The following is a 15,385-nucleotide window of genomic DNA, read 5'->3' as shown; positions in this document are numbered from 1 at the left end:
CGTTCCTCACTATATCAATCATAAATATCTTTCCTGTGCCCGATCGTGATCACATCTACAATCAACACATGATCAAGAATTTCGTAAATGATCCTGTAATCTCCTTGTCTCACTCTGAATCCATCTCTCCCTTTCAACTTTTTATATCCTGAAGGTCTTGGATTATTACTTAAACTGAGAATTGTCTTTTTCACTTTAGAATAATCCGGATCGCTGATCTTTTCAAGCTGCTTCACCGCTTGTTTGCGGATGATTACTTCGTAGCCCATTTCCGCCCTCTTTTATTTTCGATCGATTTGAATACGAGTGCCGCAGGAACAGAACTGCTCTTCGAAACTTTAACACGATCGTATGCTTTGATATCATCCAACTCTTCCAGCTCTTCAACAATACGATTGTACTCTTCAACGGAAAGAACAACTGCGATCTTCTTGCCTTTGCTATCAGTAATAAATTGAGTTTTCATAACTAAAATTATTTATACTAAAATACGAAAAATAATTTGAAGGATCAGTAGGCGGAACGAATTGCGAACCGCGCGAAAATGCGGAGTGCGGACTTCCGAAATTCGAAGTTGGGGAGTTCGAGATTCGCACATCCGCACTCCGCATTTTCGCAGTCAGTTCGTCTGACAAATTCGCACTTCGTTCCCCCAAAGAACTATTGTATAATGACCAGACAATAGTCGTTCTTCCCCTTCTGGGCGATCATATACTTTCCCTTCACCAGATTCGAAGTATTCACTATCATTTTCTGATCCGTCACTTTCACTTTATTCAGCGACACACCATTTCCCTTTATCATTTTCATCGCATCACCATTTGATTCAAACATCTTTGTGCGCGAAGTGAGAAGTTCAATGATGCTGATGCCATTCGCAAATTCAGTGACAGAAATTTCCGCAGCATTCATTCCTGAATCTGAAATCATTTTTGCAAACGCCGCCTCATCCATTGCGTCCAACTGTGCAAGAGCATCCTTCGCCATGAACAACGAAGTAATTCCCATCACTGCATTCAGCGCATCTTTCCCATGAACTCTCGTGGTAATATCTTCCGCGATCGCTTTCTGCAATTTTCTCAAATGTGGTTCTGCACGATGTTCATTTTCCAGCGCTTCAATTTCTTCTTTGCCACGCAACGTAAAAATGCGTATGTAATTTTCCGAATCAGCATCTGCCGCATTGATCCAGAACTGGTAAAACTCATAAGGAGAAGTGCGTTTCGGATCGAGCCAGAGATTTCCGCTTTCTGTTTTTCCGAACTTCGTTCCATCCGCTTTTTTTATCAATGGGGTTACGAGCGCCCACGCTTCTCCTCCATCTTTCCTGCGAATGAGTTCTGTTCCGGTTACAATATTTCCCCACTGGTCACTTCCTCCCATCTGCATTTTTACTCCGTGATTTTTCCAGAGATAATAGAAATCATATCCCTGCACCAACTGGTACGCGAATTCTGTGAACGACATTCCTTCTCTGTCTTCTCCGCTTATTCTGTTCTTCACCGAATCCTTCGCCATCATATAATTCACCGTTAGATGTTTTCCGATATCACGGATGAATTCGAGGAAACCCATTCCTTTGAACCAGTCATAATTATTCACGATCTCCGCCGAATTTTCCCCGCAATTGAAATCAAGGAATTTTTCCAGTTGTTTCTTCTGACAGGAAAGATTGTGATTGAGAATTTCTTCCGACAATAAATTCCGTTCTGCACTTTTTCCGGAAGGATCGCCCACCATTCCCGTAGCGCCACCAACAAGCGCGATCGGTTTATGTCCGCAATTCTGAAAATGCAACAGGGTCATGATCTGCACAAGATTTCCAACACCCAGCGAATCTGCTGTAGGATCGAACCCGATATAACCACGCACCATTTCATTCTTCAGTAATTCTTCCGTTCCCGGCATGGCATCCTGGAGCATTTTTCTCCAGCGCAGTTCTTCCATGAAATTTTTCTTCATAAGACAAATATAGAATGGAAGGACGGAAGAATGGAAGAATGGATCAGAATAAAAATGGAAATTATTCTACCCTGCTTTCATTCTCAAATTCTCCCACTACCCGAATTCTACCTGTGAAAAATATGTGCACTGTAATTATGCCTGCGGAAAGAATAGAATCCACCGCTGGAATATTTTGTATGCGACTTTACATTTCTGCTGGAAGCAGAATGGGAAAGAGTATTCCTTGGCGTTTCAAATTTTTTATTTCTCTTGCGAATCGCGCGCGGACTTTTTGCAGAACTCAGAAGAGAACGGCGGTGATCCATGGAGCGCTTACGTTGAACAGTAGATCTTTTTCCTGCTTTCCCATTTAGCGGGCAGGAATCATGTTTCCTTGCAAATGCAGGAGCCACGAAAAGAAAAATGGCGAGGATGAGGGCGGCTGAAGTTTTCATAGGATGTTTCTTTTAAAATAAATAATGCACATCCCTTACCAAAGACACGTTCCGGCGAAATATTTTGCGTTCGAAAATAACAAGTGGTAATCCGCGTTATGCAAATGGCAGAGTACGAAATACGAAACGTGCGGTGGTCATTGCGATCCCGATTTTAGCGGGAGAAGCAATCTTGCGGGAGGCCTTTCGTAGGTAGTGGCTCAGTTTGCTCTTTTCCGATTCAACTTCGCGCCTTGGCGCCTTCGCGGTTCCTAAACCATTCTTTTATTAAACCGCAAAGACGCTAAGGCGCTAAGAATTTTCAAACTGACCCACTACCCTTTCGTAACTTTTTCCCGAATTCATTCGGGATTTCGTATTTCGTACTCCCCGAATTTTCTTATTTTAGTGTAACCATTCCTCCTCCAATGACCCCTGTAAAAATTATTGATCGCATTGCCGGCTGGTTCGAAGACCGCGCTTTCGGCGTTTGTTCCTGGTGGGGACGCAAACTCGGCATTCGCCCCACACGCATCCGCATGTATTTCATTTATCTTTCTTTCTTCACGGTAGGTTCGCCCGTCATTATGTACTTTATCATGGCGTTCATTCTCGAACACAAAGAATATTTTAAACCGAGAAAAGTGCGAAGAACAGTTTGGGATCTTTAGTAATTACAGTATTACGAATTACAAATTTTTTCTTTGATTTTTTTTGGAGCGGAACACTTGCGCTTTAAAATACCTGTGTTCCCGCTACACGCGCTATTGTCAGCCTGAGTGCTAGTCGAAGGCAGGCGCGTATATCGGGGCTGGTTATGTCAGTTCAGTGCGGCAAAACTTCACCATCACTTGCCGTTTGGTGACCAATGAAGAATTTTTTCGTACCAGTTATTCATTCAAGATTCTTTCTCCGTGTCACTTGATCTATTTTAGTTCAAAACCCTGAGGCATGAAAAAGTTTTATTCGCTATTGCTTTTCATCTTACCAACTTTCCTCGCCGCACAAAACTCATTCGAGGAAGGATTTGAATCATCTGCTTACGAAGAGATCTGGGCTGTACATCAAACTGCTGATGGAAATTATGTTTGTGCCGGAAGTTCCAGGGGAACAGGAGCATTTGCTTTTCTAATCAAAACAGATCCACTGGGCGACACGCTCTGGTCGAGATCTTATGTGAATGGATCCAATACCATTTGTAACGACATGAGAATTACTTCCGATCACGGCTTCATTCTTACAGGAACGACAAGCAATACTACTATTGATCCTATTCTGATCAAAACCGACAGCATAGGAAATGTAGAGTGGGCGCGAACCTTCGTAACAAGTACGCTCGAATATTGCAATGCCGTATGTGAAGTTCAGGATGGTTATATTATCACTGGCGATCGGATAGATCAATCGGCATCCACTGAAGATATTTTCCTGATCAAAGTCGACCTTCTCGGAAATCTTGTTTGGCAAAGAGAGCTCGATCATCCAACAGGCGCGAGAGCCACTGGAATTGTATCAACTTTAACTAATGGATGTGTTGTGACGGGAAATATCGTTCTTCCGTCATTTGGCTACGCACAATTGCTTCTGACATGTATAGATAGCTCCGGATTACCATTATGGTCGAAAGGAATTCACGCCTTCTCTTATGTTTATGGTTACTCCATTTGTAAAACACAAAATAATGGATATGCAGCATGCGGAGATATCCAGGACTCATTCGGATTAAGTCAGACTTATATAACAAGTGTGGATAGTTCAGGAAATATTATCTGGTCAAAAATACTTAAGACGAACGCAGGATGTGATGGTGATGCTATTTCAGAAACCTCAGATCACGGTCTTATCATCACTGGCGCTAGCGGATCTCCGGCAGGAAATCTCTTCGCTGAAAACGACGACATTACCAAATTGGACAGCAGTGGCAATGTTCAATGGTTCAAAGAATATGGTGGTGATGGAAATTCAACCGATTGGGGAAATGCAATTGAGCAAACGGCCGATGGCGGATTTCTGAATGGTGGTTATTCCGGAATGGGAATGTCTGGCGCTGGATATTTTATTAAGACGGATGCGCTCGGAAATATTCCTTGCAATGGTTATCCAGGAACATACGTCTTCGCCAATGAAAATGTCACGCAAACATCTTTCAACATCCCGTTTCAGAATCTCAATTCAGCCGTTCAGAATGCAAATGTTCTTGCGTTCGATTTTACTTGCCCAATCATTGATCCCTGCACTCTTGGAATCGATGTAACACAAAATTCTCAAAATTCTCCATTGGTATTTCCAAACCCTTCCTCCGGAAAATTCACTTTTCAAAATCTTTCTCCCGGAAATAAAATTGAAATTTACGATCTCACCGGAAGGATCATTCTTCAAAAAACAATTCGATCTGCGAACGAAACCTTTGACCTCAGCGAAAATGAATCCGGAATTTATTTTTACCACATCATCAATGGTCAACAAACAATTTCACAGGGTAAACTCATTCTTTCCCACTAATCAATCTGTAATTTGTAATCTCGTAATTGGTAATTGGGCATTGACAAATTGGAAATTATTTGAGAAGCTGATACGTGATCAAACTCGCCAGGTACGCGAGAATTCCCATGTAGGTAAATTGTATCAGCGGCCACTTCCAGCTTTTCGTTTCTCGCCGCACCACCGCTATCGTACTCATACATTGCAACGCAAAGGCATAAAATAACATCAGCGAAATTCCTGTTGCTAAAGTGTAAACCGGTTTTCCTGTTACCGGATCTTTTTCTTTTTTCATTCTCGTTTGCAAATCCACCGTTCCGTAAATCGTGGACATCGTTCCCACAAAAACTTCGCGCGCTGCGAGCGAGGTGATCAGCGCAACACCCATTTTCCAGTCGTAACCGAGTGGCTTGATCGCGGGCTCAATGAATTTTCCGAGATGCCCTGCATAAGAAAGTTCCAATTTTTTTGATTCCTCCTGTTTGATCGAATTGCTCCAAGCTGCTGAATCAACAATATATGCCCGTCTGAATTCATGCAACTGTTTCGGGTCATCGGTTGTTGTTATTGGGAATTCGGGAGGGCTTTGTTTCAACGCATCAATGAGCGTTTGTGTTTTTTGAAATTCTTCGCCCGGGCCAAAAGATGTAAGCACCCACAATACAATAGAAATTGCCATGATCACTTTTCCTGCGTCAAACAAAAACACTTTTACTTTTTCGAAGATCACATAAAAAACATTAGACCACTTCGGCATCCGGTACACCGGAAGTTCCATAATGAACCAGCTCTTCCCTTTAGCGCGGATGATCAAACTCAAAACCCATGCAGAAATAATTGCTGTGAAAAATCCCAGAAGATACATGGCCATTAATGCCAATCCCTGCAGTTGAAAAATTCCGAAAACAATTCTGTTGGGAATAATCAGCGAGATTAACAACACGTAAACCGGTAGCCGCGCGGAACAACTCATGAACGGAGTGACCATGATCGTGATGATCCTTTCTTTCCAGTTGCTGATCGTGCGCGTACTCATGATCGCGGGCACCGCGCATGCCATCCCGCTCACGAGCGGAATTACAGATCTCCCGTGCAATCCTATTCTTCGCATCAGCTTGTCCAGAATGAAACTCACGCGCGCCATGTAACCCGAATCTTCGAGAAGCGCAATGAAGAAAAATAAAAGTGCGATCTGCGGAACGAATACAACCACGCCACTCAGCCCGGCCAGAATTCCATTGGTAAAAAGATCAGAAAGAATTCCTGCAGGCAAATGTGCACTGCACCATTGTTGCAAATAGGAGAATCCGAACGTGATCCAGTTCATCGGATATTTCGCGAGATAGAAAATGGATTGAAAAACCATCGTCATCATCACAATGAAAATAACATAGCCCCATATTTTATGCGTAAGCCACTTGTCTATTTTTTTGGTGAGCAGCGGCCGTTCCGCTTTTTCATTCCCCACACATTCTTCAAGATGCTGCGCTATCACGCCATAACGGATCAAACTCTCTTCCGCCTGCGCGCCCGAAGGAGAAAATCCCACGGCATTCAATTTCTCTCTCCACTTTTCATCGCGCTCGTAAAGAATGTGTGCGAGATGCAGCGCCTGGTAATCTTTCATCGCTGCATTTTCTGTCTTGAGAATTTTCACTGCGCCTGGTGCAATAGAAGACGGATCGATGAAACGAAACGCCGGTTCCTGCACTTCTTCGGCAAGAATATTTTCAAGCACATCTATTCCCGTTTTATCGCGCGCGCTCACGGCCACCACAGGAATTCCAAGACGATTCGAAAGACGATTCGCATCAATATGCAATCCTGCCTTCTCTGCTTCATCGATCATGTTCATCGCAAGAACGCAGGGAATATTCATATCGATGATCTGTCCCGCGAGAAAGAGTGAACGTTTCAGGTTCATCGCATCGGCAACAATGAGAACGATCTCCGGGTGATCAGGATTTTTTTCATCCGTGATCACATGCGTCGCCACTTCTTCGTCCGGCGATTTCGGATACAAACTGTAAGTTCCCGGAAGATCGACGTAAAAAAATTCGTAATCCTGTTTATTGATCCTGCGATGTGCGGTGCCCGTTTTTTTGTCGACGGTCACTCCGGGAAAATTTCCTGTTTTCTGGTGAAGCCCGGTGAGCGCATTAAAAAGCGTCGACTTCCCGCTGTTCGGATTACCGATGAGCGCGATCTTGCGAAGAGTTACCGGGCAATAATTATTTTCCACTTGAAAGATCTCCCGATCGGGAAATTATTTTTTTTCGGTCCGGCGAATACGGATCGTTGCAGCTTCCGCTTTTCTCAAACTGAGAATGTATCCCGAAATATTGATCGCGATGGGATCGCCGAGCGGTGCCATTTTTTCGAGAATAACTTCTTCACCGGGAGTGCATCCCATTTCAAGAAGTTTGATGGATAATTCAGGGTCGGTGAAAGAATCGATGATCGCTTTTTCGCCGGGCAACAACATCGAAAGATAATCCCCGGTTCTCTTGTTATTTTTCTTCTTCACCATCATAAACAAAGGTAGCCATGACGGGTGCGTTTCAGAAATGCACCGCGTACCTAAAACAGGGTATTTTATAGAGTACGAAATCCCGAATTAATTCGGGAAAAGTTGCGAAATACGAAAGAGTACTAAATTCCTAACCTGTTCGGGAGTCCACCATGCTTTGATTGTATACGAAACTCTGGTCATGATGTTCCGTTTGTTCTTTCGCACCATTTTTCTAAATTGGCTGAATTACATAAATCAGTATGAAAGGATCTGACACAGCAACGACTGCCATAATGGTAAATGAAGTGTTCATTGACCATGAAAACCTGATCAGGAATATTTACCGCGGTAACCAGGACGCAGAAACGGTAACGAAAATGCAGGATGATACACTGCTTCTCATTGACCAACTGGCGAAAAAAAATATTCCCGTTCTCATACTTACTGATCTGCAGAAGATCGGTAAGACCAATGCGGCATCGCGCAGTGCTGCGAACAAAGCTCTTAAGCTGATGGTATTCGACAAGGTAGCGATCTACGGCGCAAACACATTCCTGAAATATGTTGCCAATTTTATCATCATGGCTTCTGGCCGATCGGATAAAGTAAAATATTTTGACACCGAGCAGGAAGCAAAAAACTGGTTAATGCCCGGGGAAATAAAATGAATGATGAAAATGATATTGCAGCGTACCGTCGTTTTGTAAAAGAACGGCTCGAGAGCATCGTTCCGGTTTTCGCCAAAGCAGCAATAGGAGATTTTTCTGAAAACGTGAATCTTCCCGAACATGATGATGAGTTCGCGGAATTTTTTGTCGGGGTGCAATTGGTACTCGAAGTGGCGCGCGAACAATTGGCAGAATTGAAAGAGCTCAACCAGACGCTGGAAAAAAAAGTCGAACAGCGCACTGAAGAGATCATCCGCAGAGAAGAACTTTTGCGCGCACAGACCGAACGCTATGAAACACTTCTTCGCGCACAGAGTGAAATGGGAGAAGGTGTTGCCATTACAGAAGGCAGCAATTTTATTTATTGCAATGATGCGTTGCAGAAATTATATGGCTACTCGCTGGAAGAGTTACAGAAAATGTCTTCCTTCTTTGAAATAGTAGCGCCTGAACTTCGTGACGAATTGATGCAGCGTCTCCGTCAGCGTTTGAATCATGAAAATTCTTCCGATTCCGGTGAAACAATTATCATTCGCAAAGACGGACAGCGGATAAATATTCAGTATTCACTCAAGCCGGTTGTTTCCGGTGGAAAAACACAACTCATTTCCATTATCCGCGATGTAACGAAGAGAAAACAAACGGAAGAATTCCTGAAAAAAGAAAAAGACAGATCGGAGCGCGCTGAGCTTGCGCGAAATGTTTCCGAAATGTTTCTTGCCAATATCAGCCACGAGATACGCACACCGATGAATGCCATTGTAGGTTTTGCGCGGCTCCTTATTCAATCGCCATTGAACGGCGAACAAAAAGAATATGCTGACATCATACGTAGTTCGGGCGAAAATCTACTGGTGATCATCAATGACCTGCTGGATCTTTCCCGTTTGCAGGAAGGAAAAATACAACTGGAAAAACACGATTTCAATATTCCCAAGATCGTGAATGATGCATTGCGTGTATTCAGCGTGACTGCAAATCAGAAAGGAATAGAACTTGAATCGCAGATTGATCCGCGACTGGAAATTTCTCTCATCGGCGACCCGGTTCGTTTAGGGCAGATCTTACTCAATCTTCTTTCTAACGCATTAAAATTCACAGAGCGTGGAAAAATTTCGGTTTACTGCACAATGCTCGATGAAAAAGAAGATCATGTTGAAACAGGTTTTACGATCTCCGATACCGGCGTGGGAATATCGATGAATGAACTTCCTTACATTTTTGACCGTTTCGGAAAAGCGAATCGTTCTGATTGGAAAAAACATGAGGGAACCGGTATTGGCCTTGCGATCTCGAGGCATCTCGTGGAATTACAGGGCGGCGAGATCTCTGTCAATAGTAAATTGAACGAAGGCACATCTTTTCATTTCACGCTTGCTTACGAAAAAGCAAATTGTAAAAAACCGGAATCAAATAAAATTTACGAGGCAGAAAAAAAATTATCAGGTGGAAGAACTTCTTCGTTGCGGATTCTGCTTGTCGAGGACAACGAGATGAACAGGGAATTGATGCGTATCCTTTTTCAGAAAAAGCAGATCACTATCGACATGGCAGAAGATGGAAGAATTGCGCTGAAGATGCTTGAGAAAAATAAATACGATGTGATCCTGATGGATATTAAACTTCCGGAGATGGATGGATATGAAGTAACGCGGCGCATCAGGATAATTAATCAATGGAAAAATGTCCCGGTCATTGCGGTGACTGCTCACGCCATTGAAGGAGAAAAAGAAAAATGCCTCGCAGCAGGAATGAACGACTATGTTTCCAAACCTGTTGATCCGGATGAATTGTATTCAAAGATCATTTACTGGACCGGAAAAAAGCGAAAGCCCGCGAAGAAAACTGAAAAGACTCCGGCGAAAAAAAATAATTTTAAAGTGATCGATCTCCGCTATCTCGAAAAGATAACGCATAACGACAAGGAGATGCAACAAGAACTCATCAGGATCTTTTCGGTGAACGCGCCGAAAATGATCCGGAAAATGTCGAAACTTGCGGAGAAGAAAAAAAACAACGAGCTGGGTGAGCTGGCTCATAAATTCAGATCGGGAGCAGGAAATATTTTCCGGAAAGAAAAAATGAAGATGGTAGAACAACTGGAAGATCAGTGCCGGAAAAATTCCCTGAAAAAAAACCTGGCGGAAATCGGGAAACTCCGGCAAATGACACTGATCGCGCTCAAAGAACTGGAACAACTTGATTTCATAAAATGAAATTAACGCGGATTAATTAATTTCGACGCATGGCTGCACCCAACCGGATGAATTGTATCGTTGTCGATGACGACGAAATGACCTGCAGGATCGTGGAGATCATGATCAGGAAAAATGCCTCGCTTGAACCCTGCGGAACTTTTTCCGGCGCACAGGATGCACTGAATTACCTGAAGGATCATAAAACGGACCTTATTTTTCTGGATGTGGAAATGCCGGGAATGAGCGGACTGGAAATGCTTGAAAAATACAATGACAATCTTCCACCGGTTGTCCTCATCACATCACATAAAAAATATGCAGCCAGCGCATTTGATTTCGACGTACTGGATTTTCTGGTCAAACCTATTCTTCCCGAACGATTTCAGAAAGCAGTAAAAAAAGCACAGAAAGTTTTTGAACAGAATAAAAAAAATCCCGGCGCAAATCCGCTCTACGTCAAAACCACAGCACGTATTGTAAAGATTGATCCGGCCGAGATCATCTTCATCAAATCGCTGGCCGATTACGTGGTCATTCACACACTGCGCGAAAAATTCACCGCTCACTCCACCATGAAAACGATTCTCGCACGCCTGCCTGCGGGACAGTTTCTTCGTGTTCATCATTCTTACATTGTGCGTCTCGATAAAATTTCGAGCTATGAAAACAGTCTCCTGAGTGTGGCAGGATATAAATTACCGGTGAGCCGTTCCAGGAAAAAAGAACTGGGCACTGCCATCAAAAGTTTTCTGCGATAATCTTCCCGGGTATCGAAAATTAACCGCTGGTTATCGAAATCAGTCCCGCCCCGAGGGAAATGTAAATTATTTTGCAATTAATAAAGGCGAACATCTTAATTCATATTTATCGTAACCAATTCTTCCACGCCGTTTTTATTGCAGCGGTGTGGTTGATATTTGAATCGGTCAACCTCAAATCAAAAACCCAACACTAAAAAAAAAATTATGAAAAAAATTTACACAATCTTTTTTGCAATGTTCCTTTCTTATTACGCATTCGCTCAAACTGTGACGATCAGTAACGTTGTGAATGAGTCGTGCAACGGACAATGTATTGGATCTGCAATGGCAAATCAATCCGGTTTTGTTCCTGCAGGAACTTATTCGTGGAACTCCACACCCACGCAAACAACACAAACAGCGACCAACCTGTGTGCAGGGAGTTATACCGTTACTGTTACCAATGGCGTGCAATCGGCCACAGCAACAGTGACCATCACGGAACCTACAATGCTTACCGCAACAGAATCGCATGTAAACGTTGCCTGCTTCGGTGGAATGAACGGATCTGCAACTGCAGTTGCTTCGGGAGGAACTCCCAACTATTCTTATTCCTGGAATTCAACGCCGGTACAGAATACACAAACTGCAACTAATCTCGGACCGGGTTCATACACTTGCACAGTGACAGATAACAATGGTTGTTCAACAACTGTTGTTTCAATTATTACTCAGCCTTCCTCTGCTGTTAGTGCAACATCATCCAACACTTCTGTAAATTGTTTTGGCGGAAGTGACGGAACTGCAACTGCAACTCCATTCGGCGGAACGCCTCCTTATTCTTATAGCTGGAATTCAACACCCGCACAAATGACGCAAACAGCTACCGGATTACCAATGGGAACTTACGCGTGTACGATCACTGATGCGAACGGATGCGCAACTTCTGTCGCTACAACCATCGCACAACCTTCCACCGCAGTAATGGCAACTACAACTTCCACTTCTGTTTCTTGTAATGGCGGCAACGACGGATCAGCTACAGTGAGCGCAAGTGGCGGAACACCCGCTTACACTTACATGTGGTCGCCGGGAAATCAAACTACAACAATGATCAACGGTTTAACAGCGGGAACTTACACTGCAACAGTAACAGACGCGAACGGATGTATGGCCACCTCAACTGTAACTGTAATGCAACCGAATCCGCTGATGGCAAACGTTACGATGATCAATGCATCGTGCAACGGATCGTGCGATGGAGTTGCAATGGCAAATCCAACAGGAGGTACATCTCCGTTTATGTATTCATGGACGTCAGGTGGAACTGCACAGAACGATTCGAATCTCTGCGCAGGAAATCATGGTGTGGTGGTCACGGATGCAAATGGTTGCTCCACCAACCAGATCTTCAGCATAACACAACCACCGGTGATGACCGTTACCACTAGCGGAACAGATGCTACTTGTGTTGGATGCACCAATGGATCTGCAACTGCTACACCAACGGGTGGAACAGGCCCATACACTTATTTGTGGTCACCAGGATCTCAAACAACACAAACTGCTTCTGGCCTTGGACTCGGAACTTATACGGTGTGCGTAACAGATGCAAACGGATGTGCTTCTGTTTGTGATACGGTTTCCATCAATGACGGAACGGGCATCAGCACTCCTTCCTTGTCAAATGGTTTCTTCATTTATCCAAACCCGGCTTCAACAGTTATTAATATTAAAACTTCTGTTGCGGGAGATCTACGGATCACATTGTATGACATTACCGGGAAAACCATTTACAGTGAGAATTTCACGTGCGCAAAAGATGCAGTGCATGTTTTGAACATTGCTGATCAGCCGGCAGGAATTTATTTGTTGCAGGTTCAGATGAACGGCACACGCATCACACAAAAAATCTCAAAGTACTGATCACGATTTTTTATTTCAATTTCATGAGGGGCCGGCAGGATGATCAGATCACCTGCCGGTTTTTTTTGAAAAAATATTACCACGCATCTTCGGATGATTTTTTTAATGTTGATGCACGAAAGTTTTTCCGGTTAATTTTGAACTTTGCAAAATAAAAACCAAAAATCTCCCTGTAAAATGATTCCCCCAAATCATGTCAATGTAATTGACTCACCTCTTTCAAGAATGTGGTTTGAAGATGACGGGATCTTCTGTTCCGTTTTCAATAAAGGAGCTGTGCTCACTAAAGATTCACTCCATAATTCTTTCCGGCAGATCGCTGAGCTTTCGAATGGAAAAAAGATCTGCTGGCTGGGTGAAGTGACGAACGTAGGCGGTGCGGATAAAGAAACCAGGGAACTTGCTTCGGAGGAAACGCCGAAACTTGTAAAAGCGCTCGCCATCATTACAAATTCTCCTATATCATCGATGCTTGCCAATCTTTACCTCGGATTGAAGAAACCACCTTTTCCGGCAAAACTTTTTACGGACGAAAATAAAGCGCGTCAGTGGCTGAGACAATATTTATAGGATGCGAATTCGGGAACGAATTACGAATGGGGGAACGAAGTGCGAATAGGTACGAAAATGCGAAGTGCGAATTTGCCAATTACGAATGGGGGACCGAAGTGAGAATAGGTGCGAAAATGCAAAGTGAGAATTTACAAATTATGAATTCGGGTTTCCTTCCAAAGATAATCATACCAATGATTTCGTAGTGTTTACTCTATTTTGTAAAAAACTTGACTTTATACTTTAGATTACATACACTTGTAAAGTGTTGGTGAAATATTGAGTGAAATTCTTGACCAGCGTACATCAACCGGAGGAACGAGCAAGAAAATTGAAATCCGTTCGGCACAATTAATTCTTCAACCTAAATTTTAGTAATTTTCAATAAGTTCTAAAACCTAAACTTATGAAACACTTCTATCTTTTTATTACGGCAGCATTTCCTTTTGTTCTTGCAGCGCAAATTACCACAGGATCATTTGCTGCACGAGTTGATTTTACATCTGCACCCCTTTTCAACGGTGGGTCAAATGTTGCTGCTTCCGATATGGATGGCGACGGAAAACTGGATATGACTGTAACTTATGCAGGACCAATTTCTGTTTACCGCAACACAAGTACTGTTGGCGTTATTAATTCAAGTTCTTTTTCCGCAACTACTGCAGATATTTTAGTTAGCGGTGCTTCATGGCAAGCGCAAACTTCGGATCTGGATGGCGACGGAAAAAAAGATGTGCTGACGAGCAAATGGGATTCCAATCCCTATGGATTTTCCGTTTTCAGAAATACAAGTACCGTTGGAAATTTATCTTTTGCCGCTGAGCAGATTTTTGACAATACCATTGCCAATACAAAAGGATTGCAACTGGCCGATATTGATGGTGACGGAAAAGATGATATTGTAGCTTGTGATGATCAGAGAGGAAGAGTTGTGATCATGCGCAATACAAGTACAATTGGTACAATTAGTTTTGCAGCAGAAATAACAATGCAAGTTCCTTTCGCTAATCTTCGCAGACTTTCAGTTGCCGATATTGATGGCGACGGAAAAAAAGATCTTGCCGTAGGTTATGAAGCGGCACCAACAATTGCAATTTTTCAGAATACAAGTACAGTTGGAAATATCTCTTTCGCAACAAGAGTGGATCTGACAACTCCCGGACAACCCTATGATCTCTCGATTTCAGATATTGATGTGGATGGTCACAGAGATATTGTTGCTGCTTGCAGGTTTCAGGTTGATCAATTGGTCGTTCTCAGAAGTTTGATGACATCAGCAGGAACAATTTCAACCACATCCTTCGCGGCTCCAGTTGCATTTTCCGCAGGTGTCTCCGGTTGTGATCCGTTCAGTATTGCTGTTGGCAATATTGACAATGACAACAAACCGGATGTTGTCATTTCGAATAATGTTGCAAATACAATTGCTGTTTTCCGGAATACTTCTACGCCTGGAAGTTTTACAACCTCTTCAATGGCAGCCCATGTTGATTTCGCAACCTTACAATATCCAGACGGTGTAATACTTGCTGACATAGACGGTGATGGAAAAAATGAAATCATTGTCAACAACAGCAACTCTTCAGGAGTGGGCGTATTTTCCATTTTCCGAAATCTTATTACACCTTCCGGAATTATGCAAAATGAAATTTCAAATAATGTTCAACTGTATCCGAATCCTACAAATGAAAATGCCACACTTTCCTTTTCACTTAATCAATCTCAGAATGTGAAAATTTCCCTATACGATTTAACTGGAAGGGAAATTGAAGTTGTTGAAAATGAAAATATGTCGGAAGGAGAACACCTTGCTGCAATCAAGAGAAATGATTTGTCGGCTGGAGTTTATTTTGTGAAAATGCAATTGGGGGATGTTATAGAGACGAAGAAGATTTTATTTGAATAACCGGGAAATTTATTTAAAATGAAA

General features: G+C 42.9%; 14 protein-coding genes. 8 read left to right on the top strand and 6 right to left on the bottom strand.

From position 1 onward, the window contains the following. Positions 1–14 precede the first annotated feature (14 nt). From HY064_08255 to HY064_08240, 4 genes are all read right to left on the bottom strand, one after another. A complete protein-coding gene (locus HY064_08255) occupies positions 15–269 on the bottom strand; it encodes a type II toxin-antitoxin system RelE/ParE family toxin (protein ID MBI3510642.1) in 255 nt (84 codons plus the stop codon). Further along, positions 254–466 (bottom strand): hypothetical protein, encoded by a 213-nt coding sequence (locus HY064_08250; protein MBI3510641.1) that lies wholly within the window; start codon positions 464–466, stop codon positions 254–256. The genes HY064_08255 and HY064_08250 overlap by 16 nt, the downstream gene beginning before the upstream one ends. Before the next feature lie 194 nt (positions 467–660). Beyond that, on the bottom strand, positions 661–1,962 hold the full coding sequence (locus HY064_08245) for a tyrosine--tRNA ligase (protein ID MBI3510640.1): 1,302 nt from the start codon (positions 1,960–1,962) through the stop codon (positions 661–663). A gap of 107 nt (positions 1,963–2,069) precedes the next feature. Further along, complete coding sequence (locus tag HY064_08240; GenBank protein MBI3510639.1) at positions 2,070–2,399, bottom strand: hypothetical protein; 330 nt, start codon at positions 2,397–2,399, stop codon at positions 2,070–2,072. A gap of 425 nt (positions 2,400–2,824) precedes the next feature. Here HY064_08240 and HY064_08235 point away from each other — a divergent pair, with 425 nt between their 5' ends. Together HY064_08235 and HY064_08230 are read left to right on the top strand one after the other, a co-directional pair. Next, positions 2,825–3,049: a PspC domain-containing protein gene (locus HY064_08235; GenBank protein MBI3510638.1), complete on the top strand. Its 225-nt coding sequence runs from the start codon at positions 2,825–2,827 to the stop codon at positions 3,047–3,049. Between the two features lie 280 nt (positions 3,050–3,329). Beyond that, positions 3,330–4,880 carry a T9SS type A sorting domain-containing protein gene (locus tag HY064_08230; GenBank protein ID MBI3510637.1) on the top strand — a complete coding sequence of 517 codons (1,551 nt, stop codon included), beginning with the start codon at positions 3,330–3,332 and terminating at the stop codon, positions 4,878–4,880. A gap of 55 nt (positions 4,881–4,935) precedes the next feature. Here the strand turns inward: HY064_08230 and feoB are convergent, their stop codons facing one another. Together feoB and HY064_08220 are read right to left on the bottom strand one after the other, a co-directional pair. Further along, on the bottom strand, positions 4,936–7,101 hold the full coding sequence (gene feoB, locus HY064_08225; GenBank protein MBI3510636.1) for a ferrous iron transport protein B: 2,166 nt from the start codon (positions 7,099–7,101) through the stop codon (positions 4,936–4,938). Positions 7,102–7,125: 24 nt separating this feature from the next. Further along, positions 7,126–7,389, bottom strand: a complete 264-nt coding sequence (locus tag HY064_08220) for a ferrous iron transport protein A (GenBank protein MBI3510635.1) — start codon at positions 7,387–7,389, stop codon at positions 7,126–7,128. Between the two features lie 242 nt (positions 7,390–7,631). Here HY064_08220 and HY064_08215 point away from each other — a divergent pair, with 242 nt between their 5' ends. From HY064_08215 to HY064_08190, 6 genes are all read left to right on the top strand, one after another. Continuing rightward, positions 7,632–8,039, top strand: a complete 408-nt coding sequence (locus HY064_08215) for an STAS/SEC14 domain-containing protein (GenBank protein MBI3510634.1) — start codon at positions 7,632–7,634, stop codon at positions 8,037–8,039. Continuing rightward, a complete protein-coding gene (locus HY064_08210) occupies positions 8,036–10,255 on the top strand; it encodes a response regulator (GenBank protein MBI3510633.1) in 2,220 nt (739 codons plus the stop codon). Before HY064_08215 ends, HY064_08210 begins: the two co-directional genes overlap by 4 nt. A 29-nt stretch (positions 10,256–10,284) precedes the next feature. Beyond that, positions 10,285–10,995 (top strand): response regulator transcription factor, encoded by a 711-nt coding sequence (locus HY064_08205; GenBank protein ID MBI3510632.1) that lies wholly within the window; start codon positions 10,285–10,287, stop codon positions 10,993–10,995. Between the two features lie 207 nt (positions 10,996–11,202). Then, entirely contained in the window at positions 11,203–12,903 is a 1,701-nt protein-coding gene (locus HY064_08200; GenBank protein ID MBI3510631.1) for a T9SS type A sorting domain-containing protein, read from the top strand. Positions 12,904–13,128: 225 nt separating this feature from the next. Continuing rightward, entirely contained in the window at positions 13,129–13,473 is a 345-nt protein-coding gene (locus HY064_08195) for a hypothetical protein (protein MBI3510630.1), read from the top strand. A 388-nt stretch (positions 13,474–13,861) separates the two neighbouring features. After that, on the top strand, positions 13,862–15,361 hold the full coding sequence (locus tag HY064_08190; GenBank protein MBI3510629.1) for a T9SS type A sorting domain-containing protein: 1,500 nt from the start codon (positions 13,862–13,864) through the stop codon (positions 15,359–15,361). The last annotated feature ends 24 nt before the right edge of the window (positions 15,362–15,385 follow it).

It is taken from the genome of Bacteroidota bacterium (assembly GCA_016194975.1).
GTDB lineage: Bacteria > Bacteroidota > Bacteroidia > Palsa-965 > Palsa-965.
This window is presented reverse-complemented; position numbering and strand designations above follow the sequence as displayed.

Coding starts and splice junctions, on each gene's coding strand:
- HY064_08240 (MBI3510639.1), bottom strand. CDS start 2,399: ATGAAAACTTCAGCCGCCCTCATCCTCGCCATTTTTCTTTTCGTGGCT.
- HY064_08245 (MBI3510640.1), bottom strand. CDS start 1,962: ATGAAGAAAAATTTCATGGAAGAACTGCGCTGGAGAAAAATGCTCCAG.
- HY064_08215 (MBI3510634.1), top strand. CDS start 7,632: ATGAAAGGATCTGACACAGCAACGACTGCCATAATGGTAAATGAAGTG.
- HY064_08210 (MBI3510633.1), top strand. CDS start 8,036: ATGAATGATGAAAATGATATTGCAGCGTACCGTCGTTTTGTAAAAGAA.
- HY064_08200 (MBI3510631.1), top strand. CDS start 11,203: ATGAAAAAAATTTACACAATCTTTTTTGCAATGTTCCTTTCTTATTAC.
- HY064_08220 (MBI3510635.1), bottom strand. CDS start 7,389: ATGGTGAAGAAGAAAAATAACAAGAGAACCGGGGATTATCTTTCGATG.
- HY064_08205 (MBI3510632.1), top strand. CDS start 10,285: ATGGCTGCACCCAACCGGATGAATTGTATCGTTGTCGATGACGACGAA.
- HY064_08255 (MBI3510642.1), bottom strand. CDS start 269: ATGGGCTACGAAGTAATCATCCGCAAACAAGCGGTGAAGCAGCTTGAA.
- HY064_08250 (MBI3510641.1), bottom strand. CDS start 466: ATGAAAACTCAATTTATTACTGATAGCAAAGGCAAGAAGATCGCAGTT.
- HY064_08190 (MBI3510629.1), top strand. CDS start 13,862: ATGAAACACTTCTATCTTTTTATTACGGCAGCATTTCCTTTTGTTCTT.
- HY064_08195 (MBI3510630.1), top strand. CDS start 13,129: ATGTGGTTTGAAGATGACGGGATCTTCTGTTCCGTTTTCAATAAAGGA.
- HY064_08230 (MBI3510637.1), top strand. CDS start 3,330: ATGAAAAAGTTTTATTCGCTATTGCTTTTCATCTTACCAACTTTCCTC.